This window comes from Floridaenema fluviatile BLCC-F154 (assembly GCF_041929135.1).
GTDB classification, from domain to species: domain Bacteria; phylum Cyanobacteriota; class Cyanobacteriia; order Cyanobacteriales; family Aerosakkonemataceae; genus Floridanema; species Floridanema fluviatile.
In genome coordinates, this window is record NZ_JBHFNS010000016.1 from 58,858 (window position 1) to 80,221 (window position 21,364).

Genomic DNA, 21,364 nt, shown 5'->3' on the forward strand with positions numbered 1-21,364 from the left:
GATTTACTATGACCAATCCCGAATCGGCAAGCGAAAATCTAAAATCATCACGGCGAGTTGCCTTGGTGATTCAATACCTGGGCACTCATTTTCACGGTTGGCAAAGGCAAGTCGGACAACGCACGGTACAAGAAGAAATCGAAAAAGTATTAGCTGCGATCGAAAATCGACCAGTTACCCTTTACGGTGCCGGAAGAACCGATGCAGGTGTCCACGCAGCCGCTCAAGTAGCTCACTTTGAAACTACAGGCTCGATTCCTCCTGAAAAATGGGCAACGGTTCTCAATACTCAACTGCCTAAAGATATTTTAGTACTGGCTTCAGCCCAGGTAGATTCTAGATGGCACGCCCGCTTTTCAGCTAGTTGGCGACGTTATCGGTACACCATATATACAGACCGCCAACCAAACTTGTTTGTGCGACCCTTTGCTTGGCATTATTATTATGCGCCACTAGACATCGCCCAAATGCAAGCCGCCCTCGATCCGATGCTTGGTAAGCATGATTTTACAGCTTTCCATCGTTCTAACTCCGGTCGCGCTCACTCTTGGGTAGAAGTTCAATCAGCAAAATGCGATCGCACAGGCTGGCGCGATCTCAGGGATCGCGAAGGCCCATTCATCCATATAGAAATTCAGGCTAATGGCTTTTTGTATGGCATGGTGCGGCTACTGGTGGGATTGTTGGTGCAGGTGGGTAAAGGCGAGACTTCGCCAGAAGAATTTACTCAACTTTGGGTCAACCAACGTCGTGACAAAGTAAAATACGCAGCGCCACCTCATGGACTGTGTTTGCTGCGCGTTGGCTATCCCGAATTTCCCTTTCCTCCAGAAGTCTGGTTTGATAACCAACCTAAATTTACATTCTGGCAACCAACATCTCCGTAATCTAAAAGGTCAATCTTGGTCATAAATAAACAGATGAACAAAACCTACTTACCTCCACAAAATGCCGATCGTCCGTGGTATGTAATCGATGCCGCAGACCAACGTTTGGGACGGCTAGCCTCGGAAATAGCCGTAATTCTTAGAGGCAAAAATCTTCCACAATATACACCACACTTGGATACAGGTGGCTTTGTAGTTGTGGTGAACGCCGAAAAAGTCCAAGTTACAGGCAAAAAACGGTTTCAGAAAACTTACCATCGCCACTCTGGTAGACCCGGTGGTTTAAAGACTGAAACTTTTACTCAATTACAACAACGTATCCCCGAAAGAATCATTGAACAAGCTGTGAAGGGAATGTTGCCGAAAAACTCTTTAGGTAGAAGCTTATTTACCAAGTTAAAAGTTTACCCAGGCCCCGATCATCCCCACCAAGCTCAAAAACCCCAAGAAGTAAAAATTAATACTATTCCCGGAGGAGAACGCTAATGCAGGCAGTAGAACAAAGCGATCGCATCGTTAACAACGATCGCGTTATGTACTGGGGAACAGGTCGGCGGAAATCTGCGATCGCTAGAGTCCGTCTCGTACCCGGAAGCGGTCAAATGACCATCAACGGTAAACCAGGAGACTTGTATCTTCAATTCAACCCAGCTTTCCTCATAGTCGCCAAAGCACCCCTAGAAACCTTGGGACTGGAAAACGACTACGATATCATCGTCAAAGCAGAAGGCGGCGGAGTCGCAGGACAAGCTGATGCCATCCGTTTAGGCGTAGCTAGAGCCCTGTGTCAACTAGACCCAGAAAACCGGAAACCCTTAAAAACTGAAGGCTATCTCACCCGCGATCCCAGAGCGAAAGAACGGAAGAAATACGGCTTACACAAAGCTCGCAAAGCACCTCAGTACTCCAAACGTTAGAATAGTAGAGTTATTCGTCATTTGTCGTTTGTAAACAACTAATGACCAATGGCAAATGACAAATAACAAAAACCCTGTGAAAAAACCCTGTGAACACAAGACCTTGAGGAAAAAGCAAAATGGCTAAACCTGATATTCACCCCACTTGGTATCCTGAAGCTAAAGTTTACTGTAACGGTCAAGTAGTTATGACCGTAGGTTCCACCAAACCAGAACTTCATGTTGATGTTTGGTCAGGAAACCATCCATACTACACTGGTACACAAAAGATTATCGACACTGAAGGAAGAGTTGAACGCTTCCTGCGGAAATATGGAATGTTGGAAGGCGAGCAAGGACAAGCGCAACCACAAAGAGGTGGTACAAAGAAAAAGTAGCAGGATAGTCATATTGTCGGTAGTCCGTTGTTTGTAGCCTTCTCTACTAACAACCTACCTTTAATCTTTTAATTAACTAACAACTGACAACAACTGGCAACTGACTATGGCTGAAACATACCTGCTCGATAAACTTAACTCGGTTGAACAAACCTTCAACGAACTAAACCGACGACTGGCAGATCCCGATGTCGCCAGCGATCCCAGAGAATATCAAAAAGTCGCTAAAGCCCGTTCTTCTTTGGAAGAAGTGGTTAACACATATCAGATTTGGAAAACTGCTCAAGAAGAGTTAGTCGGTGCCAAACAAGTTCTTAAAGAAGCTAACGGCGATGCAGAATTACAAGAAATCGCCGCTTTGGAAGTAGCAGAATTAGAAGAGAAAATTGAAGAATTAGAAACTAGGCTAACAATCCTACTTCTTCCCCGCGATCCTAATGATGACAAAAACATCATGTTGGAAATTCGGGCGGGAACTGGTGGCGATGAAGCTAGTATTTGGGCTGGTGATTTATTGCGGATGTATTCGCGCTACGCTGAAAGCCAAGGCTGGCGAGTCAAAATGCTCAGCGAGTCTTTGGCGGAAATGGGTGGTTTTAAAGAAGCCATTTTGGAAATTCAAGGCGAACAAGTTTACAGTAAGCTGAAATTTGAAGCGGGAGTTCACCGAGTCCAAAGAGTACCTGTGACGGAAGCGGGTGGGAGAGTTCATACTTCTACGGCTACGGTGGCAGTAATGCCGGAAGTGGATGATGTGGAAGTGGAAATCGATCCCAAGGATATTGAACTTTCGACAGCTAGATCTGGTGGCGCTGGTGGACAAAACGTAAACAAGGTGGAAACTGCTGTTGATTTGTTCCACAAACCTACAGGAATTCGGATTTTTTGTACTCAAGAACGCAGCCAGCTGCAAAATAAAGAACGGGCGATGCAAATTTTGCGGGCGCGACTTTATGAAATGAAGTTGCAGGAACAACAGCAAGAAGAGCGATCGATGCGTCTAAAACAAGTCGGTACTGGTTCTCGTTCCGAAAAAATTCGCACCTACAATTACAAAGATAATCGAGTCACAGATCATCGCCTGAACCAAAACTTTTCTCTAAACAGTTTTCTTGAAGGTGATATCGAAGACACAATTCAAGCTTGCATTTCTCAAGATCAGCAGCAACGTTTAGCAGAATTAACTGCTGCGAGTTCATAAGGAAATTAAAATAAAAATGAATGCGGAAGGGTTTTTGATTAACTCTTCCGCATTCGCATTAGTAAAATTTTTATTTGAGATTTTCTATGCTTAATAAAATCACTCATAAACAAGTAAAGTTGCAACACCCTTGAAATTGAAATGGTTTTGAACTTCGGACGGTAACTCTTTGAGTCGAATTTTCCGAAAACCAAGACGAGCGTAAAATCCTACAACACGAACAGCACTATTAACATAAACTGGCTTGGGAGCTTGCTCGATCATGGTTTTGACTAATCTCGCTCCAATCCCTTTTCTTGCCCATTTTGGGTAAACTTGAAGCACCTCTATTACTGAGTAATTATTGTATGGATGTAGTGCTCCATAAGCAATAAACCTTCCTTGCTGTTCAACAACCCAGCAAAACCGAAGCCAATCTTCGCGACGAGTCAGAGCAAACCTAATACAAATTCCCAGAATAATTAACCAAATAAGCCCTATCCATAACCAATTAACTGATAAACTACTAACCATTATAATTGTCACAACATACAACCCAATACTAGGGATGATAGCGAGAACAATACCATGCCTAATCTTGCAAAGGGTGAGCATTAGCTTAATTGGCAAAATGGACAATATATATTCAGGATTACGGGGTATTAGGTAGAGAGATAAGCGATCGCGATCGGTAAACCGTAATCGCCGAATCCTAAAGCCTTCGGGTAATTCAGAAGGAATATAAACCATTCTCTTAGTTAATCTATAATTTGTTTTTCCTCATATTAAAGCTATTTCCCTAACCATTTAACCTACTAAGTACGCATGAACTGAATTGTGTGAGGATACGAGCAAAAAAAGTATTATGTGGGAGAACAAATAACTTGACGCATTTTTCGCATATTAGCTGGTAAATCTAAGAGCATTGCTTGTTGAATAAAAAGTGAAGGTACAGGAATAGTAGGGGTTGCTTGTACGGCATAAGTAAGCAAAGTCCCATTACTCCAATCTTGAAGTTTTAAATCAGCAGTAAAGTCATTAAAACTGCCTTTTTCCATACGGAATTGAATTTGCTGCTGTACAACTTCAATAACCTTTAGGTAGATTTCCACCTCAGCAGAAAACATTAAGAAAGCTTTTCTGGCAATTTGATAGAGACGCTTGCTTTTACCAGAGAGACTATCTCCTCTATTGATCACTTCGCTACGGATTAAATCTGGGAAGTAGTGTACCCAGCGGGGATAATCAGTTAATTGTTGCCAAGCGTGCGATCGCTGACAAGGCAAATACATCGAAGCTGTACAAGCACCACCCCAAGCTGAGTGATTTCTTGTTTCTAACAAAACTTCCCCAGAGAGTAATGCCTTCTGTTGCTGTTGATTCCACACCACGTTTTTTGCTCTCACAATAGATTCAGATATACAAAGTGTAGTCATTATCGCTTAATCAACTTACTAATAGGGAATACAGTCCAGGGTGAGAAGTTCCCCAAAAATTTCGGTGTTCTTCCCTGCCTATTTATTAAAGTACCCATATCAGTTGAAGAAACTGCAAAGTTCCCATAAAGTTTTGCCAAATTTTTTGCTTTTCAGGGAAACCGATGGGCAAATTACGCAATTTATCGCCAAATTCGGTCATTTAAACCCAAATATCTCTCTGGAAAAATTTGGGTAAAATAAAGAATCTTTTCTATGTATTTTCCGTGACTTTTAAGGCTAGCAAGCAAACCAAAGCATAAGCCCAGGTGTGAAATTGCCGTGCCATAATTAAAGACGAATTTGGGAAAAAAGATTGTGGCTAGAACACCTAATTCTGGGAATTGGAGATTTATCTCGATTTTTAGCTTAATTCTCGGCATTACCTTAGTTGTTTGGGTACTTCGAGGTCTGGCTATCCTAAGTTTTCTTCCAGGCGGCATAATTTGGGTATTAATACTGCTTTGTCTAATTGCAGGCATCCTCAGCTATTTGCAAGAAACTGTTTGGTAAAACCTCGTGAGGAGATAGCAAAATGGAAAAATATATTTGTACAGTCTGCGGTTATATCTACGATCCAGAACTAGGCGATCCAGATAGTGATATTTCACCAGGTACAGCCTTTGAAGATATTCCTGAAGATTGGATTTGCCCTGTTTGTGGGGCAACAAAAGAAGATTTTGAACCCTACGACGAGTAGTTAATTAACTTGAGTATCAAACGAATAAAAATTGTAGTTATCGGTGGTGGAGCGGCAGGATTTTTCGGTGCTATTACCTGCGCCCAAAGCCACCCAGATTCAGAAATTACCATTTTAGAAGCGAGTCATGAACCCTTAACCAAAGTGCGGATTTCCGGTGGGGGAAGATGTAACGTGACTCATGCTTGCTTTGAACCTGCGGAGTTAGTGCAGCATTATCCTAGAGGTGGGAAAGCTTTGCGGGGGGCTTTTAGTCGCTTTCAGCCAAGGGATATGGTAGCTTGGTTGGCGGCGCAGGGCGTGGAATTGAAAACAGAGTCCGATGGGAGGATGTTCCCGGTAACAGATGATTCAGAGACGATCGTCAACTGCCTACTCAAAACGGCGAAAAACTTAGGAATAGAACTGCGAACAAAAGTTTTAGTATCTTCAGTGCAGCAAATTTCACAAGAACCAAGCAAATTTGAAGTGCGATTAAAAAATGGGGAAGTGGTGATTTGCGATCGCCTTCTCCTAGCTTCCGGTAGCAACCCCACAGGATATCAAATCGCCCAAACATTAGGTCATCAAATCGTCACACCAGTACCATCTTTATTTACCTTTAATATTCCCGACTCCCGATTAAGAGAATTAGCCGGAGTTAGTGTCGAAAAAGTTAAATTGCGCTTACAAATAGCCGGAAAAACTCACTTTGAACAAACAGGGGCAATCTTAATTACTCATTGGGGTTTAAGTGGCCCAGCAATTTTAAAACTTTCCGCTTGGGGGGCGAGAATTTTACAGGAAAACCACTACCAAGCAACTTTAATCATTAATTGGGTTCCTGATTCTAACCCCGAATTTTTGCGGAAACAATTGTTAGCAGTTAGATCTCAATTACCACAACGGCAAATTTCTTCCACTTGTCCACTTCTCCTTCCCAGACGCTTGTGGGAATATTTAATTGCCCGTGTGGACATTTCCGGTGAAGACCGCTGGGCAGGACTTTCTAACAAAATGCTGAATCAATTAATACAGGAAATTACTCAAGGTGAATACCAGATTAAGGGCAAAGGAGTTTTTAAAGAAGAATTTGTTACCTGTGGTGGCGTGAACTTGAAAGAAGTCAATTTTAAGACGATGGCAAGTAAGTACTCTCCGGGGCTTTACTTTGCCGGGGAAATTCTAGATATTGATGGTGTAACTGGTGGATTTAATTTTCAGAGTGCATGGACAACCGCTTGGTTAGCTGGTCAGGCAATGGGAAACTAGGAATTATTGCTTCTCGCCTCTCCTCTTTCTCTGGGTTCTCTGCACCATCAGCGGTTCAATTGACATTTAAAAATTATGAAATTCAGCGAAATTGTCCAAAAATTAGATGTCCCTTCCCATAGCTCGATCTTAAATACTGACCTCGATCCAGAAATTACTGGACTTGCCCCTATTGATAATGCACCTACAGGTACTTTGAGTTATATAGAGGGGGGAAAGTTTGCGGCGATGTTACACAAAACTACCGCTAGCGCCTTGATTTTGCCCCCAGATGAAAAATTACAAGAACAAGCAGTAGAAAGAGGAATTGCTTGGATAGCTGATACTGAACCGAGATTATTATTTGCCAAAGCGATCGCCTTATTTTATAAACCTTTTCGCCCCGATGTCGGGATTCATCCTTCAGCGGTAATTCATCCCTCAGTACAGATTGGTAGAGATATTTATGTTGGCCCAAATGTGGTCATACAAGCCGGGGTAAAAATTGGTAATGAAGTTTGTATTCATCCTAATGTAGTGATTTATCCCAAGGTGGAAATAGGCGATCGTACCACTCTCCACGCCAACTGTACCATTCATGAACGTAGTAGAATTGGCGCAAATTGTGTAATTCATAGTGGCGCAGTAATTGGTGCCGAAGGGTTCGGTTTTGTCCCCACCAGTTCTGGTTGGTTCAAAATGGAACAATCTGGTTGTACGGTATTAGAAGATGGCGTAGAAGTTGGTTGTAATAGTACGATCGATCGTCCCGCTGTCGGAGAAACTCGCATTGCCCAAAACACCAAAATTGACAACTTAGTACAAATTGGTCATGGTTGCCAAGTCGGTTCAAATTGCGCTTTAGCATCACAAGTTGGATTAGCTGGAGGAGTAAAAGTCGGCAACAATGTCTTATTAGCTGGACAAGTAGGAATTGCCAATCAAGCAGAAATTGGCGATGGGGCGATCGCCACAGCCAAATCAGGCATTCATAACAATATAGAACCCGGGGCAATTGTTTCCGGCGTTCCTGCTGTTTCTCACAAACTTTTTCTCAAAGCTTCTGCTATCTACAACCGCCTACCAGAAATGTATCAACTCTTTAAACAAATCCAACGTCATAGTACTAACAAATAACTCCCATTATCGGAAATAGGTACTAACTTTGTAGGGTTTCCCGACCTAACAATTTCTCAAACTTGAGCCACTATATACTTGTAGGCTAAAAATGCCAAAAATAGCTATCAAAAATTGAGCCTAGCTCTTTAACCTGACTTTAAACAAGATTTAACTCAATTTTCGCTAAAGTTGGCAAAAGGAGTGTTAACTATGAGACTAGTACGTTGGCAACCATTTTCCGAAATGGAATCCCTGCGTCGTCAAATGGATCGGATGTTTGACGAACTTCTAGAAATTAATCCCCAACCTGGAAATACCAATTGGGCACCAGCAATAGAACTCAAAGATGATGAAAATCAGCTAATCTTACGAGCCGAAATTCCTGGTGTAGAAGCCAAAGATTTAAACATTGAAGTTACCAGAGAAACAGTATCTATTGCTGGTGAACATCATTTTGAAAAACGGACAGAGGACAAGGGTATTTATCATTCTGAACTCCGTTATGGTAAGTTTCAACGCTCAGTACAACTGCCAGTTCCCGTAGAAAATGAACAAGTCAAAGCTGAGTTTAAGAATGGTATTTTGACTCTAGTTCTGCCCAAAGCTGAAGAACTACGTCGCAAGGTTTTTAAAGTGAATCTTACCGATGAAACACCACAAATTCCCGGTTCATAGTTTCAGGTAATGAAACACTAAAACTGACTTCATAACTTGACAAATAAACCCTGAGTATGTGACAGAAATAGTCGCAATTACTCAGGGTTACTTTATAGTTTTTCCGTTGTCAAGACTTTACTCCTTCTCTCTCGGAATGTACGACTGAAGTCGCTACTACGAACTTAATTTTTTACCAACCTAACTTTTCCAATATAGGACGAGTAGAAACAATATGCCTATCTAAACCTAATTGTTTCGGTTCCACACCCACAGCTAAAGCAACCAACTGCGGCAAATGTAGCACTGGCAAACCTAACTTTTCTCCAATTACCTTTTCCACTTCTGGTTGACGAGAATCTAAATTTAAGTGACACAAAGGACAAGGAGTTACTAAACAATCAGCACCAGCTGCAATGGCATCTTTAACTTGTCTTCCTGCCATTTCAAAAGATTGAGTAGTAGCATAACTAGAAAGAGGCCAACCACAACACTGAGTCCTACCCCGGTAATAAACCGGAGTTGCTCCTAAAGCCCGAAATACATTTTCCATTGATTCTGGTTGGTGAGGATCGTCAAAAGGAATAGACTTTTGCGCCCGGAGCAGGTAGCATCCATAAAAAGCCGCACACTTAAGATTGCTGAGTTTGAGAACAACCCGCCTTTGCAGTTCCTCCAAACCAAAATCTCCCACTAATGCCCAAAGGAGATGTTTAACGGTAGTATTACCTTGATAAGGTGAACAACCTTCTTTTTGCAAAAGGCCGTTAATTTCTTCTAGATAAGCTGGGTTAGTTTGCTGAGCTTCCTTTAATCGCTCATCCACATGACCAATTACACCTTGGCAAGTGCTGCAATGGGTGAGTAAAGGTAAGTTTAACTCCTCTGCTAAAGTAATGTTTCGGGCATTGACAGTATCTTCCAACAAGCGAGATTCTTCTTTAAAAGTACCGGAACCACAGCAAGAGGCTTTTTTTAGCTCAACTAATTCAATCCCTAAAGCTTGAGCAAGAGCCGCGGTTGATTGGTATAATTCCCGGCAAGCACCTTGGGCAACACAACCGGGGAAGTAAGCATATCTAAGAGTCATTTGTCAAGTGTTATTGGTGAAGTAATTAAGAACCGGATCGTGGTTCCTATTCTTAATGATGGCGTGTTTAACGGTTGTAGAAAGTTACAGGAGTTTACTAAACAGGAAAACTCTCGGAACGATCTCAAATTTTCGATGTCTGGGCCTTACCCATATCAGCCTCAACCAAGATCGGATTGACCAAGCCCGGAATTAAATTTTGGGTGTCATTCAGAAAATTGGCTAATTGACATGATAGAGGGATCACCATATCAGATAAGATTAAAAAATGCTTAGGACAATCTTGTTTTGGAGAGGCAGTTCTAGCAACCGCGATAAGGAAGAGCTATGAGCGAAACGGAAATTTTCAACAAAGTAAAAGAAATTGTGGCAGATCAATTAAGCGTTGATCCTAACGATGTCAAGCCAGAAGCCAACTTTGCCAACGATCTAGGAGCAGATTCCCTGGATACAGTGGAATTAGTTATGGCTTTAGAAGAAGAGTTTGATATTGAAATTCCCGACGAAGCCGCAGAAAAGATTCTGACAGTGCAAGAAGCGGTGGACTACATCAACGAAAAAGTTGCAGCATCGGCATAAAAACCTTTTGTAGAGGCTTTTTGAGGGAGAAAAGCAAACTAAGCTTTCTCAATACTCTGAGAATCTCACATATCTCCGTTGTTTATTTTGTTCTGCGTTCTGGGTAGGAAACCCAAGTTAATAGATGAATCATGACAGATTTTGAGCGAAAGCGCGTTGTTGTTACTGGCCTGGGAGCGATTACACCGATCGGCAATACCTTAAAAGAGTATTGGGAAGGGTTGTTAAGCGGACGCAACGGCATAGAATTAATCACTTTGTTCGATGCGTCGAAGCATGATTGCCGGATCGCTGGCGAGGTAAAAGGATTTGACCCCCACGAATATCTAGATCGCAAAGATGCTAAACGTATGGATCGGTTTGCTCAGTTTGCCGTTGCAGCTAGCAAACAGGCTTTAGCGGACGCGCAGTTTGTCATCAACGAACTGAACGCAGAACAGGTGGGGGCAATCATCGGGACAGGTATTGGTGGTCTGAAAGTATTGGAGGATCAGCAAACCATCCTTTTAAATCGGGGTCCAGATCGCTGTAGCCCGTTTATGATTCCGATGATGATTGCTAACATGGCTGCGGGGTTAACGGCAATTCATACAGGGGCAAAAGGGCCAAACTCTTGCTCTGTAACTGCTTGTGCGGCTGGTTCTAATTCGATCGGCGATGCGTTCCGCTTAATTCAAAGTGGTTATGCTCAAGCAATGATTTGTGGTGGGACAGAAGCAGCTGTAACGCCGTTGTCATTTGCTGGATTCGCCTCAGCCAGAGCGTTATCGACCAGAAATGACGATCCGGCTCATGCTTCCCGTCCGTTCGATCGCGATCGGGACGGCTTTGTAATGGGCGAAGGTACAGGCATCCTGATCCTAGAAGAACTAGAACACGCCCTCAGCCGGGGAGCAAAAATTTATGCCGAAATTGTGGGCTATGGCATGACTTGTGATGCCTATCATATAACTTCTCCAGTACCTGGAGGAGAAGGAGCCGCCAGAGCCATCCAGTTATGTTTAAAAGATGCTGGTTTGACTCCGGCGCAAATTAGCTACATTAACGCTCACGGCACTAGTACACCCGCTAATGACTCCACTGAAACCAAAGCAATTAAAACCGCTTTGGGTGAAAGTGCTTACAAAGTGGCGGTTAGTTCCACTAAATCGATGACAGGTCATTTGTTGGGCGGTTCTGGTGGTATTGAAGCAGTAGCAGCGGTAATGGCAGTAGCTAACGATCGAGTTCCACCCACAATCAATTTAGAAAACCCCGATCCAGAATGCGATTTAGATTATGTTCCAAATCAAAGTCGCGCTCAAACAGTGGAAGTTGCCCTCTCCAATTCCTTTGGGTTTGGGGGTCATAACGTCACATTAGCCTTTAAAAAGTACGTTGCTTCCTAGTGGTGGGTTTGGTTATTGATTTTTGGTGGCGATCGAAAATTTCGCTCCGCAACCCGCCCCTACAAAGTAAAAAGTGAAAAGTGAAAAGTGAAAAGTAACAGCTATTCTTTTACCTTTTGCCTTTTAACTTTTAACTTTCTCAGTGGTAATTGGTAAGGTAAAGGGAGATAAACCAACTCCAATTACCAAATCAAAGGTAATTGCAAAGAACAGTACCGGAGGACATCCGGGAACTGAGGACAAAATCCTGAATGACTGGGGACAGAACCGCCTCTGGCTAACTGTTGCGAGAGCTCCAGGTAGTTAAGCGGACTGAATGAACCAGTAATTCCTCTGGGCGACCTGGGAAAAATCTCCTGCTACATCACTTGCGATTAGCGGTGAGAGAATGTCAATAGGCAAAAATACTTGCCCATCGCTCCGGTAAATGGGATGATGGGTGATAATGTTTTGGAGCGATCCAGAGCGCCAAAATTTTAGCTCACCTACCAAGTTTCCGACTGTCGTTAAGAAGAAAAGATTATGGCTGTTGCAACTCAATCCCTTGAGGAACTTTGTATTAACTCTATCCGCTTTCTCGCAATAGATGCGGTACAAAAAGCAAATTCTGGACATCCAGGATTGCCAATGGGCGCTGCGCCAATGGCATTTGTGCTCTGGGATCGCTTTATGCGGTATAACCCAAAAAATCCGAATTGGTTCAACCGCGATCGCTTTATCCTCTCCGCAGGTCACGGCTCGATGTTGCAGTACGCCCTGCTTTACCTGATGGGTTACGATAGCGTTTCCATCGAGGATATCAAGCAATTTCGCCAGTGGCACTCCAAAACCCCAGGACACCCAGAAAACTTCGTTACGCCTGGGGTAGAAGTCACTACAGGCCCCCTCGGACAAGGAATTGCCAATGGGGTTGGGTTAGCAATGGCTGAAGCCCACCTGGCTGCAAAATTCAACAAACCCGATGCCAAAATTGTTGACCACTATACTTATGTAATTCTTGGTGATGGTTGCAACATGGAAGGGGTTTCTGGCGAAGCTTGTTCTTTAGCCGGACACCTGGGATTAGGTAAACTGATCGCTCTGTACGACGATAACCACATCTCGATCGATGGTTCTACAGATGTAGCATTCACCGAAGATGTTTCTAAGCGGTTTGAAGCTTACGGTTGGCACGTCCTCCACGTTCCAAACGGTAACACCGATTTAGAAGGAATTGCCAAAGCAATTGAAGAAGCCAAAGCTGTCACCGACAAACCAACTATGATTAAGGTGACAACTACTATTGGTTATGGTTCTCCTAACAAGCAAAATACCGCAGGCGTTCACGGTGCGGCTTTGGGTTCAGACGAAGTAAAATTGACCCGTGACAATTTGGGCTGGCAATACGAACCTTTCGTTATCCCAGAAGATGTACTCAACCATACCCGCAAAGCAGTACAACGTGGTGCTGCTTACGAAGAAGAGTGGAACAAGGCTTTTGCCAACTACAAAGCTAAGTATGCCCAAGAAGCATCTGAATTTGAGCGTTTCCTCAGTGGTAAATTGCCCGATGGTTGGGATAAAGTATTACCAACTTACACCCCGGAAGATAAAGGTGTAGCTACTCGGAAGCATTCCGAAACCTGCCTGAACAAACTCGCACCGATTTTGCCTGAGTTAATTGGTGGTTCTGCTGACTTGACTCACTCTAACCTGACGGAACTGAAAGGTATTGGTGAGTTTCAGAAAGGGCATTACGAAAACCGCAATATCCACTTTGGGGTGCGGGAACATGGCATGGGCGCAATTTGTAATGGGATGGCGCTGCATCATTCGGGATTGATTCCTTATGGCGCTACCTTCTTGATTTTTACAGATTATATGCGGGCGGCAATCCGCTTATCTGCTTTGTCGGAAGCTGGCGTGATTTGGGTGATGACTCACGATTCTGTGGGACAAGGGGAAGATGGCCCAACTCACCAACCAGTGGAAACTGTGGCTTCTCTGCGGGCAATTCCTGGCTTGACAGTGATTCGTCCTGCTGATGGTAACGAAACTTCTGGGGCTTATAAAGTGGCGATCGAAAAAGCCAAGAAAAACGAACCTACCCTATTGGCATTCACTCGGCAAAACGTTCCCAACTTAGCAGGTACTTCGATCGAAGGCGTAACCAAGGGCGGCTATGTATTAGTTGATTGTGAGGGTACACCTGACATCATCCTAATTGGTACTGGTTCAGAACTTAGCCTTTGTGTTACCGCTGGGGAAAAACTCACTGCTGAAGGTAAGAAAGTACGGGTTGTTTCCCTACCTTCTTGGGAGTTATTTGAAGCCCAAGATGCTGCTTACAGAGAATCTGTGCTGCCAAAAGCTGTTACCAAGCGGTTGTCTGTAGAAGCTGGTGTTAGTTTCGGCTGGCAGAAGTATGTGGGAACTGAAGGCGATACTGTGAGTATCGATCGTTTCGGTGCTTCCGCCCCTGGTGGCGTTTGTATGGAGAAATTTGGCTTTAGCGTTGACAATGTGTTAGCTAAGGCGAAAGCATTGTTGGGTTAATACCGAGAATACTATTTTCTCTTTTAGGGTAGGCAAAATTGCCTACCTTTTTTGTAATTGCTAAAACACCTCTCAAATTAATATTTGAGGAATATCTAAGCTATGATGACGGAATATTGAGAGGCTAGTTTCCCAAACTGAAATGAAGTATTAACTTAACTGAACAGTATTGCGATCGCTCTCCACCTAATTACGGAGTGAGATAGAAAGATATTTAAATATTTAGTAAAGCCATTTAATAATTATTTATCAAGGAAGCTAGTACTATTACTGATCTCAAACCAACCTATATAGTAAATGTCGTTCTGGCAATATGTATAATTGTACAGAATTGAAATTGTTTAATTTTAGAGTCGAGCAAAATTTTTAATCTCATCCTGGTTAAAAGAGATAATTTGAAGGATATATCTGTAATTTTTTTTCTGCTAATCAAAACATTTTTTTTTGTAAAAGCCTACAATTGGATATACTTATTGTCAGTTAATTTGAATAATTAATTTTCAAGATAAACAATTTTGCTCAAGTAATTTCTTTAAATTATTTCTTCTTTATCTAACTTACTTCCACAAATTTTGCAAAAGTTGGCATCTGGATCGTGTAATAACAAACCGCAATTTTGACAAGGGATTTCTACTTCATTAGCTGACTTAACTACTTGCTTAATCAAGTCTCCAATCTGCCAGGGAATCAGTGCAATTCCGGTGAAAATCATCATAATCGTCAAAAATCGGCCAGTTTCCGAGATCGGAATTACATCACCAAAGCCCACCGTTGTCATAGTTACCACCGCAAAATAAGCCGCATCTAAAAAAGTGCGAAAACTTTCAGGATTGACTGGGTTTTCTACTTGATAAATCAAGCCTGCGTAAACAAAGACGATCGCAAATAAAGTAAAAATAATTCGAGTGAGGATTAAACTATCTTCCGTAGTCAGATGACCTGGTAAATTCTTGGGATCTAAGAATCTTAATAATCGCAAAATTCTTAACCAACGAAATAGGCGAATGAAACTAATATCTATCCATCCAATAAAAAAAGGTAGGATAGCAATTAAGTCAATTACAGAATAAAGACTGAATAAAAATTGATATTTGTTCTCCGCACACCAGAAACGCAATAAATATTCCAAAGCGAATATAAGTAAAATTACGGAGTCCACATAAGTGAGGATGTTACGTAATTCATTAGATATACTAAATGTTTCACTTACAAAAATTACTGAAGATAATAAGACTAAACCTGTAATAATTAAATTAATGGATCTACCAGTCGGAGTTTCAATGTCTTCCAAATAAAAGGAGATTTTTTTTCGGAGCAACATAGGTCAAACGTTAATTCTTTGTTTCACAGATCAGATCTAGGAGTAACAAAGTGAATTTGTTAAGCCAATGTAGTGAAGAAAACTTTTTTGGGGTGGGCGATAAATATTTCAGGATTGATGGGTATCTTAAACTAGGGTCTGATGAATAGGGCAATTGTTTAATACTATCTGAACAACCGAAGATCATGGCTCACCAAAACCCACCAGGGATGTATCACTATCTAGCGTGCCGAGTAAGAGAGATTGACGGTAAGCGTGTGATGAAAAGGAAACAAGGCAAAATACCGATCGATAAAAGAAGCACTGGGATTAACTCAGGCTAACTGGGCAGGCGACAAAACTTATCTAAAAAATTACAAACTATTCCTTCCCTTTCCTCTAGCAAATTCCATAGACTTTTAATATGCGTATCCTAATCTATTCCTACAACTATTACCCTGAGCCGATCGGCATTGCCCCACTGATGACCGAACTGGCAGAAGGCTTAGTTAAACGTGGTCATGAAGTTCGCGTAATCACGGGAATGCCTAACTATCCGCAACGGCGGATTTATCCAGGGTATCGGGGGAAATTTTACAAATGCGAACAAAGAAATGGTGTGAAGATTGAGCGCAGTTATGTTTGGATTCGTCCAAAACCAACTTTGCTAGATCGATTGCTGTTAGATGGCAGCTTTGTATTAACCAGTTTTCTCCCGGCTTTAGTTGGACCAAGACCAGATGTAATTTTAACCACAGTACCACCGTTACCTGTTTGCTTATCGGCGACTTTAGCGGGATGGCTGCATGATTGCCCGGTAGTTTTAAACATTCAAGATATTCAACATGAAGCTGCGGTTCACGTAGGATTGCTAAAAAATAAATTTGTGATTCGGGCTTTTGAGGCATTAGAAAAATTTGCCAACCGTGCTGCCGCTAAGATTAGCGTAATTGCTGATGGGTTTATGGAAAACCTGACTGGTAAAGGTGTTCCTAAAGAAAAAATAGATTTAATTCCTAATTGGGTAGATGTGAATTTTATTCGCCCGTTACCGAAAGAAAACAATGCTTTCCGTGTGGCTCATCAGCTGGAAGGTAAGTTTGTGGTGCTTTATTCGGGAAATATTGCTCTAACTCAAGATTTACCAACGGTAATTAAAGCAGCAGCTTGTCTGAGAGATAACCCGGATATTGTGTTTGTGATTGTGGGCGAGGAAAAAGCTCTGGCAAGGGTGAGTGATTATTGTCAAATGTATGGAGCATATAACGTTAAGCTCTTACCATTTCAACCGAGAGAAAAGTTGCCCGAAATGTTAGCAGCAGCCGATGTGAGTTTAGTGACACAAAAACACAACGTAATTGCTTTTAATTTACCTTCTAAAATTCCTGTAATTCTGGCTAGTGGTCGCCCAATAGTGGCTTCGGTACCTGCTACGGGAACGGCGGCTAAGGCAGTACAACAAAGTGGTGGTGGTTTAGTAGTGTCTCCAGAAGATCCAGCAGCTTTGGCTTCTGCGATCGCTGAACTATACCACAATCCCGAACAAGCGGAAAAGTTGGCTAAACAAGGTAGACAACACGCGATCGATTATTACTCCTTTGAAAAAGCTTTGGATCGCTATGAGGAACTTTTTACCTCTTTAATGCCACAAACAGAACCAATTCCTAAAGTTAAGCCTTTACCTAATTGAATTCCGGTCGGAAGTACGATAGATAAATCAATAAAACAAACAAGCCATCTCTATTAGATTCTGTCTAGAGATGGTTTTATGGTGGTTAATGAAGAAATATTACAAGCGATCGCGAATCATACTTTTGGCAGACTAAGTATGAATTATGGAGTTGTAGCGTGTTTTTAACGGCTAGTTAAATTCCCCAGCAAATTTTATTAACCTGTAACTGGGGCATGGAAACCGCCAAAATCCTAAGAAACTAACGAGATTAGACAGCTGCCCGGATTGATAGCATGACTGTCGTCAGGCAAGTTATCATGAGAGGCAAAATAGCAAAATTGATTTTTCTGGGAACGCTAAACTACAGAAAACCAATTTTGGTTCAGATAACAATCAATTCATTCAAGATTGCATAGCATTAAGGAGTTGAATGTCCGAGAAATTTCCAACTGTCAAGTCCACCTCGACCACCGCAGTGGCAAATACTAATGATGCTCAGAAGGCGGCAGGAGGCGAAGATGCAAATCAAGAAATGCTCAGCACTATTGTCGAAGCAGCATTAGACCGGAAAGGAACGGATTTGCTAGCATTGCGGGTGTCAGATATATCCTATTTAGCTGATTATTTTGTTTTAGTCACAGGTTTTTCTAGAGTCCAAGTACGGGCAATTTCCCAAGCTATTCAAGACCAGGTAGAACAAAAATGGCAACGTCGGCCTCTAAGAATTGAGGGACAAGCAGAAGCTAACTGGATATTACTAGATTATGGTGAGGCGATCGTCCATATCTTAATGCCGAAAGAACGAGAATTTTATAATCTGGAAGCATTTTGGGGTCACGCAGAACGAGTTAATTTGGCTCAAGAATAAACTACTCTATTTCTGTTTAATTAATTTTCCAATGACGTAGCATACTGGTTGACTGGTTTTCCAGCAAGCTTTAATAACTAAGAGTGGGTGAGCAATGATGATGGAGTCTTCTGTTTCTGTATGTCCGGTACCATCTGAACAGCAACCCATCAATGAGTACCAGGAACTAAAAAATTCCTGGTTCTTTCGCTGGGCCACTCTTGATGAGGGCAGTTATTGGCGAAAGATGGCTTGGATTTGGGGTTGGAGTTGGCTTCTCGCAGGGCCAGTGGCAGCGGCGAGTTTTCCGCCCCAAAAAGCTGTGGGTCAGTTTATGCTTTGTGGTGGGGCAATCGCGAGTTTGTTTATGATTTTGGCGCTGTTGCGGTTGTATTTGGGCTGGTGTTACGTGCGCGATCGATTGAGCAATCCTACCGTTTTTTACGAGGAATCGGGATGGTACGATGGGCAATGCTGGGATAAACCACCAGAAATTCTGACTCGCGATCGCTTGATTGTCACCTATCAAGTCCAACCAATTCTTCAGCGACTTAACAAAACTTTTGCATTGCTGGCCTTGATTTTTGGCTTAGGTAGCCTAATTTGGGTTTTTCTTTAACTCCTAAGCTGCTATTAGTTGTACATTAAATATTGGGAATCAATCAAAAATCGAAAATCAAAAGTCGAAAATTCCCGAATCGTCCCCCTCCAGTGATACAGTCTTACCCATGACAAGGGGAAAAAGAACTCAAACCGCAGAACTAGAAGTTAGACTGCTGCGGGAAGGCATCATTGAATCAGCACATCGCGTCCAAGCCACTGTTTGTGACGACAAAGGGCGCGTGCTTTCTGTAGCAGGTAATTCGGAAACTGCTACCTTTGCTCGTTCAGCCCTTAAGCCTTTCCAAGCACTAGCAGTCACCACAACAGGCACTTTGGAACGTTACGGTTTAACAGACCGCGACTTGGCAATTATCTGTAGTTCCCACCAAGGGAATATTGAGCAGGTACGACAGGTTTTTAACGTTCTTTGGCGCTGTGATATCGATCCCTCCGCGCTCCAGTGTCCAATTCCAGAAGGCAAGCAAAGTCCACTGGAATATAATTGCTCTGGGAAACACGCGGGAATGCTGGCTGTTTGTCAGCAACGCAGTTGGTCGCTCAATGGTTACTTACAGCGCAATCATCCGGTACAACAGCTAATTTTGAGCAAAATCGCGGAATTGCTGCGAATGCCGGGAGAAGAGTTTATTCAAGCTCATGATGATTGTGGCGCTCCTACTTATTTGATGCAGTTGGGACAAATGGCTTCTTTGTATGCTCAATTGTCCTCTGGGAATAATTTGGATATGGAACGCATTGTCCGGGCGATGACTAGTCACCCGAATATGGTAGCTGGCCCTGGTGAATTTGATACGGAATTAATGCAGCATACTCAAGGCGAAATAGTCAGTAAGTCTGGTGCTGAGGGAATTCTCTGTATTGGTCGTGTGGGTGAAGGCATGGGTTTGGCAATTAAGGTCATGGATGGCGCTAAACGTGCTAAACGTGCTGTGGCTATTCACCTGTTGCGGCAAATGGGCTGGATTACTCCGACGGTGGCTGAGTCCTTGGCAGAGACTTATCTGAACTTGGGTACTTACAAGCGTCTGGAAGTTCTTGGAGAATTATCGCTTTTATAGTTGCAATTTGATTTGGTTTATGGTTATACTAGTGAGAGTGAATCAAAAGCAACGAAGCGACGCGGGATAGAGCAGTCTGGTAGCTCGTCGGGCTCATAACCCGAAGGTCAGTGGTTCAAATCCACTTCCCGCCACCAAGTTAAAAACCAAAACCCCTGAAACAAAAATGTTTTAGGGGTTTTGGTTTATGCTGGAATTTAGGTATTTATAGAAAAAAAATTATGAGCATGAATTTACGGAAACCGATTTTAGTTGGCGGAGTTGGGCTTTCGGTTTTGCTTTGGTTGTGGCAAGGTGTGGATGATACGATCGGGCAGTTGGGAGAGTATACTTTATGGAGTGCGATCGCTCTAGGTGGCGTATTTTTACTCAGACAAAAGAAGACGAAAGAGACTCAGGTAGATTTTGATTTGTCGCTGGTGGAAAGGGCGACGGTGGAAAGGGCGATCGCGCAAGCAGAAAGAGTAATTGATAAGTTAGAAGTAGAAGCAGTTAATGGTGATGTCATCGCTAAACTGCGAGAAAAAGTTGCCGAAGTAACGACTAAATTAGACAGACAAGAGTTAAGTTTAGCGATCGCTGGTGGAAAAGCTGTTGGTAAAACTACTTTAAGGGAACTTTTAGCAGAAAGTTGGCTGACTCAAATCGGAAAAACTTTAAGTTTGCAGGAAACAGCTGCTTTATTTGTCACTGATGAAGCTGGAAAAATAGATGAAATAGAAGCTTTAAAAATTGCCAATAATGCTGATGTTTTATTGTTTGTTGTCAATGGCGATCTAACAGATTCGGAATGGCAAATTTTGCAACAGTTAAAAGCTGCTAATCAGCGGTTTATTTTGGTTTTTAATAAGGAAGATCAGTATTTGCCGGAAGATCGGGAAATTGTTTTACAACAAATCCGGGAAAGAACAAAGGGAATATTAGAAAAAGATGATGTAATTGCGATCGCAGCTAATCCAAAAGCGATTAAAGTTCGGCAATATCAAACTGATGGATCGATGCAGGAATGGTTAGAAGAATCTGTTCCGGCAATTTCAGCTTTAACGGAACGTTTGAATGTAGTTTTAACGCAACAAAGTCAACAGTTAGTTTGGGCGACTACTTGGCGGGAAGCTGTGGCTTTGAAAGGTGAGGCGAAGCAAGTTTTGAATGGGGTGAGGCGCGATCGATCTCTGCCAATAATTGAACAATATCAATGGATTTCCGCTGCTGCTGCTTTTGCTAATCCTGTACCAACATTAGATTTAGTTGCTACAGGCGCAATTAACGCTCAAATGGTGTTAGATTTGGCGAATGGTTATCAGCAAAAATTCTCCTTAGAACAAGCGCAAACTGTAGCCGGAACTATGGGAAGCGCGATGTTAAAATTGGGATTAGTGGAACTTTCTACCCAAACAATTACCTCATTTTTGAAAAGTCATGTAATTACCTTTGTTGCTGGGGGAGTTGTTCAGGGAATTAGTGCTGCTTATTTAACCAGAATTGCTGGATTGAGTTTAATTGAGTATTTTCAAGAGCAAGAAATTAGTGCTGATGCTGGGGAAAATGCTTTCAGTGTGGAAAGGTTGAAAGAGAAATTGCAAAGCGTTTTTCAACAGAATCAAAGAGTGGTTTTTCTGCAATCTTTTGTGCAGCAAGTTGTGGGTAAATTAATGCCTAATTCACCTCAATTACAACTTGCTGCTGGGGAGAAAGTTGGTTGATTAGAGAGATTTATTAGTTGGTTTGTTGG

Annotated in this window: 22 protein-coding genes and 1 tRNA gene; 19 read left to right on the forward strand and 4 right to left on the reverse strand. The window is 42.4% G+C overall.

What is annotated here, in order from left to right; translation table 11 throughout:
- Window positions 1-8: 8 nt before the first annotated feature.
- The 5 genes from truA (at window position 9) to prfA (ending at window position 3,382) form a co-directional block, all read left to right on the forward strand.
- Entirely contained in the window at window positions 9-887 is an 879-nt protein-coding gene (gene truA / locus ACE1B6_RS01915; RefSeq protein WP_413255539.1) for a tRNA pseudouridine(38-40) synthase TruA, read from the forward strand.
- A 33-nt stretch (window positions 888-920) separates the two neighbouring features.
- A complete protein-coding gene (gene rplM, locus ACE1B6_RS01920; protein ID WP_413255540.1) occupies window positions 921-1,373 on the forward strand; it encodes a 50S ribosomal protein L13 in 453 nt (150 codons plus the stop codon).
- Window positions 1,373-1,804 carry a 30S ribosomal protein S9 gene (gene rpsI, locus ACE1B6_RS01925; RefSeq protein ID WP_413255541.1) on the forward strand — a complete coding sequence of 144 codons (432 nt, stop codon included), beginning with the start codon at window positions 1,373-1,375 and terminating at the stop codon, window positions 1,802-1,804. The genes rplM and rpsI overlap by 1 nt, the downstream gene beginning before the upstream one ends.
- Before the next feature lie 119 nt (window positions 1,805-1,923).
- Window positions 1,924-2,181: a 50S ribosomal protein L31 gene (gene rpmE, locus ACE1B6_RS01930; protein WP_413255542.1), complete on the forward strand. Its 258-nt coding sequence runs from the start codon at window positions 1,924-1,926 to the stop codon at window positions 2,179-2,181.
- Window positions 2,182-2,287: 106 nt separating this feature from the next.
- Entirely contained in the window at window positions 2,288-3,382 is a 1,095-nt protein-coding gene (gene prfA, locus ACE1B6_RS01935) for a peptide chain release factor 1 (protein WP_413255543.1), read from the forward strand.
- A 99-nt stretch (window positions 3,383-3,481) separates the two neighbouring features.
- On the opposite strand, the gene ACE1B6_RS01940 is transcribed toward prfA, so the two are convergent.
- Together ACE1B6_RS01940 and ACE1B6_RS01945 are read right to left on the reverse strand one after the other, a co-directional pair.
- Entirely contained in the window at window positions 3,482-4,111 is a 630-nt protein-coding gene (locus tag ACE1B6_RS01940) for a GNAT family N-acetyltransferase (protein WP_413255544.1), read from the reverse strand.
- 113 nt (window positions 4,112-4,224) lie between these two features.
- The gene (locus ACE1B6_RS01945) at window positions 4,225-4,797 is read right to left on the reverse strand and encodes an SRPBCC family protein (RefSeq protein WP_413255545.1); all 573 of its coding nucleotides are present in this window, start codon (window positions 4,795-4,797) and stop codon (window positions 4,225-4,227) included.
- A 357-nt stretch (window positions 4,798-5,154) separates the two neighbouring features.
- Between ACE1B6_RS01945 and ACE1B6_RS01950 the strand changes: the two genes are divergently transcribed.
- The 5 genes from ACE1B6_RS01950 (at window position 5,155) to ACE1B6_RS01970 (ending at window position 8,560) form a co-directional block, all read left to right on the forward strand.
- Entirely contained in the window at window positions 5,155-5,349 is a 195-nt protein-coding gene (locus ACE1B6_RS01950; protein ID WP_413255546.1) for a hypothetical protein, read from the forward strand.
- Window positions 5,350-5,371: 22 nt separating this feature from the next.
- On the forward strand, window positions 5,372-5,536 hold the full coding sequence (gene rd, locus ACE1B6_RS01955) for a rubredoxin (protein ID WP_413255547.1): 165 nt from the start codon (window positions 5,372-5,374) through the stop codon (window positions 5,534-5,536).
- Window positions 5,537-5,551: 15 nt separating this feature from the next.
- Window positions 5,552-6,787 (forward strand): BaiN/RdsA family NAD(P)/FAD-dependent oxidoreductase, encoded by a 1,236-nt coding sequence (locus tag ACE1B6_RS01960; protein ID WP_459562958.1) that lies wholly within the window; start codon window positions 5,552-5,554, stop codon window positions 6,785-6,787.
- Between the two features lie 75 nt (window positions 6,788-6,862).
- On the forward strand, window positions 6,863-7,903 hold the full coding sequence (gene lpxD, locus ACE1B6_RS01965; protein WP_413255549.1) for a UDP-3-O-(3-hydroxymyristoyl)glucosamine N-acyltransferase: 1,041 nt from the start codon (window positions 6,863-6,865) through the stop codon (window positions 7,901-7,903).
- Window positions 7,904-8,095: 192 nt separating this feature from the next.
- Complete coding sequence (locus ACE1B6_RS01970; protein ID WP_413255550.1) at window positions 8,096-8,560, forward strand: Hsp20/alpha crystallin family protein; 465 nt, start codon at window positions 8,096-8,098, stop codon at window positions 8,558-8,560.
- Window positions 8,561-8,732: 172 nt separating this feature from the next.
- Here ACE1B6_RS01970 and ACE1B6_RS01975 read toward each other — a convergent pair whose 3' ends face one another.
- The gene (locus ACE1B6_RS01975; protein ID WP_413255551.1) at window positions 8,733-9,629 is read right to left on the reverse strand and encodes a CoB--CoM heterodisulfide reductase iron-sulfur subunit B family protein; all 897 of its coding nucleotides are present in this window, start codon (window positions 9,627-9,629) and stop codon (window positions 8,733-8,735) included.
- A gap of 327 nt (window positions 9,630-9,956) precedes the next feature.
- Between ACE1B6_RS01975 and acpP the strand changes: the two genes are divergently transcribed.
- The 3 genes from acpP to tkt all read left to right on the forward strand — a co-directional run bounded on the left by acpP (window position 9,957) and on the right by tkt (window position 14,131).
- On the forward strand, window positions 9,957-10,208 hold the full coding sequence (acpP, locus tag ACE1B6_RS01980) for an acyl carrier protein (RefSeq protein ID WP_413255552.1): 252 nt from the start codon (window positions 9,957-9,959) through the stop codon (window positions 10,206-10,208).
- Window positions 10,209-10,339: 131 nt separating this feature from the next.
- A complete protein-coding gene (gene fabF, locus ACE1B6_RS01985) occupies window positions 10,340-11,596 on the forward strand; it encodes a beta-ketoacyl-ACP synthase II (RefSeq protein WP_413255553.1) in 1,257 nt (418 codons plus the stop codon).
- Between the two features lie 522 nt (window positions 11,597-12,118).
- Window positions 12,119-14,131 (forward strand): transketolase, encoded by a 2,013-nt coding sequence (gene tkt, locus ACE1B6_RS01990; protein ID WP_413255554.1) that lies wholly within the window; start codon window positions 12,119-12,121, stop codon window positions 14,129-14,131.
- A 532-nt stretch (window positions 14,132-14,663) separates the two neighbouring features.
- Here the strand turns inward: tkt and ACE1B6_RS01995 are convergent.
- Window positions 14,664-15,452, reverse strand: coding sequence for an ion transporter (locus ACE1B6_RS01995; RefSeq protein WP_413255555.1), 789 nt, complete (start codon window positions 15,450-15,452; stop codon window positions 14,664-14,666).
- A 403-nt stretch (window positions 15,453-15,855) separates the two neighbouring features.
- Here ACE1B6_RS01995 and ACE1B6_RS02000 point away from each other — a divergent pair, with 403 nt between their 5' ends.
- The 6 genes from ACE1B6_RS02000 (at window position 15,856) to ACE1B6_RS02025 (ending at window position 21,335) form a co-directional block, all read left to right on the forward strand.
- Window positions 15,856-17,121 carry a glycosyltransferase family 4 protein gene (locus tag ACE1B6_RS02000; protein WP_413255556.1) on the forward strand — a complete coding sequence of 422 codons (1,266 nt, stop codon included), beginning with the start codon at window positions 15,856-15,858 and terminating at the stop codon, window positions 17,119-17,121.
- Window positions 17,122-17,533: 412 nt separating this feature from the next.
- On the forward strand, window positions 17,534-17,971 hold the full coding sequence (rsfS, locus tag ACE1B6_RS02005) for a ribosome silencing factor (protein WP_413255557.1): 438 nt from the start codon (window positions 17,534-17,536) through the stop codon (window positions 17,969-17,971).
- A 97-nt stretch (window positions 17,972-18,068) separates the two neighbouring features.
- Window positions 18,069-18,569: a CGLD27 family protein gene (locus tag ACE1B6_RS02010; RefSeq protein WP_413255615.1), complete on the forward strand. Its 501-nt coding sequence runs from the start codon at window positions 18,069-18,071 to the stop codon at window positions 18,567-18,569.
- Window positions 18,570-18,678: 109 nt separating this feature from the next.
- Window positions 18,679-19,632 carry an asparaginase gene (locus tag ACE1B6_RS02015; protein ID WP_413255558.1) on the forward strand — a complete coding sequence of 318 codons (954 nt, stop codon included), beginning with the start codon at window positions 18,679-18,681 and terminating at the stop codon, window positions 19,630-19,632.
- A gap of 60 nt (window positions 19,633-19,692) precedes the next feature.
- Window positions 19,693-19,769 (forward strand) — tRNA-Met (locus ACE1B6_RS02020).
- A gap of 84 nt (window positions 19,770-19,853) precedes the next feature.
- Window positions 19,854-21,335, forward strand: coding sequence for a slr1306 family protein (locus tag ACE1B6_RS02025; protein WP_413255559.1), 1,482 nt, complete (start codon window positions 19,854-19,856; stop codon window positions 21,333-21,335).
- Window positions 21,336-21,364: the final 29 nt, after the last annotated feature.

What these genes read in the sequence shown, in the direction of transcription:
- truA (WP_413255539.1), top strand. Translation starts at nt 9, where the DNA reads ATGACCAATCCCGAATCGGCAAGCGAAAATCTAAAATCATCACGGCGA.
- rplM (WP_413255540.1), top strand. Translation starts at nt 921, where the DNA reads ATGAACAAAACCTACTTACCTCCACAAAATGCCGATCGTCCGTGGTAT.
- rpsI (WP_413255541.1), top strand. Translation starts at nt 1,373, where the DNA reads ATGCAGGCAGTAGAACAAAGCGATCGCATCGTTAACAACGATCGCGTT.
- rpmE (WP_413255542.1), top strand. Translation starts at nt 1,924, where the DNA reads ATGGCTAAACCTGATATTCACCCCACTTGGTATCCTGAAGCTAAAGTT.
- prfA (WP_413255543.1), top strand. Translation starts at nt 2,288, where the DNA reads ATGGCTGAAACATACCTGCTCGATAAACTTAACTCGGTTGAACAAACC.
- ACE1B6_RS01940 (WP_413255544.1), bottom strand. Translation starts at nt 4,111, where the DNA reads ATGGTTTATATTCCTTCTGAATTACCCGAAGGCTTTAGGATTCGGCGA.
- ACE1B6_RS01945 (WP_413255545.1), bottom strand. Translation starts at nt 4,797, where the DNA reads ATGACTACACTTTGTATATCTGAATCTATTGTGAGAGCAAAAAACGTG.
- rd (WP_413255547.1), top strand. Translation starts at nt 5,372, where the DNA reads ATGGAAAAATATATTTGTACAGTCTGCGGTTATATCTACGATCCAGAA.
- lpxD (WP_413255549.1), top strand. Translation starts at nt 6,863, where the DNA reads ATGAAATTCAGCGAAATTGTCCAAAAATTAGATGTCCCTTCCCATAGC.
- ACE1B6_RS01970 (WP_413255550.1), top strand. Translation starts at nt 8,096, where the DNA reads ATGAGACTAGTACGTTGGCAACCATTTTCCGAAATGGAATCCCTGCGT.
- ACE1B6_RS01975 (WP_413255551.1), bottom strand. Translation starts at nt 9,629, where the DNA reads ATGACTCTTAGATATGCTTACTTCCCCGGTTGTGTTGCCCAAGGTGCT.
- acpP (WP_413255552.1), top strand. Translation starts at nt 9,957, where the DNA reads ATGAGCGAAACGGAAATTTTCAACAAAGTAAAAGAAATTGTGGCAGAT.
- fabF (WP_413255553.1), top strand. Translation starts at nt 10,340, where the DNA reads ATGACAGATTTTGAGCGAAAGCGCGTTGTTGTTACTGGCCTGGGAGCG.
- tkt (WP_413255554.1), top strand. Translation starts at nt 12,119, where the DNA reads ATGGCTGTTGCAACTCAATCCCTTGAGGAACTTTGTATTAACTCTATC.
- ACE1B6_RS01995 (WP_413255555.1), bottom strand. Translation starts at nt 15,452, where the DNA reads ATGTTGCTCCGAAAAAAAATCTCCTTTTATTTGGAAGACATTGAAACT.
- ACE1B6_RS02000 (WP_413255556.1), top strand. Translation starts at nt 15,856, where the DNA reads ATGCGTATCCTAATCTATTCCTACAACTATTACCCTGAGCCGATCGGC.
- rsfS (WP_413255557.1), top strand. Translation starts at nt 17,534, where the DNA reads ATGTCCGAGAAATTTCCAACTGTCAAGTCCACCTCGACCACCGCAGTG.
- ACE1B6_RS02010 (WP_413255615.1), top strand. Translation starts at nt 18,069, where the DNA reads ATGATGGAGTCTTCTGTTTCTGTATGTCCGGTACCATCTGAACAGCAA.
- ACE1B6_RS02015 (WP_413255558.1), top strand. Translation starts at nt 18,679, where the DNA reads ATGACAAGGGGAAAAAGAACTCAAACCGCAGAACTAGAAGTTAGACTG.
- ACE1B6_RS02025 (WP_413255559.1), top strand. Translation starts at nt 19,854, where the DNA reads ATGAGCATGAATTTACGGAAACCGATTTTAGTTGGCGGAGTTGGGCTT.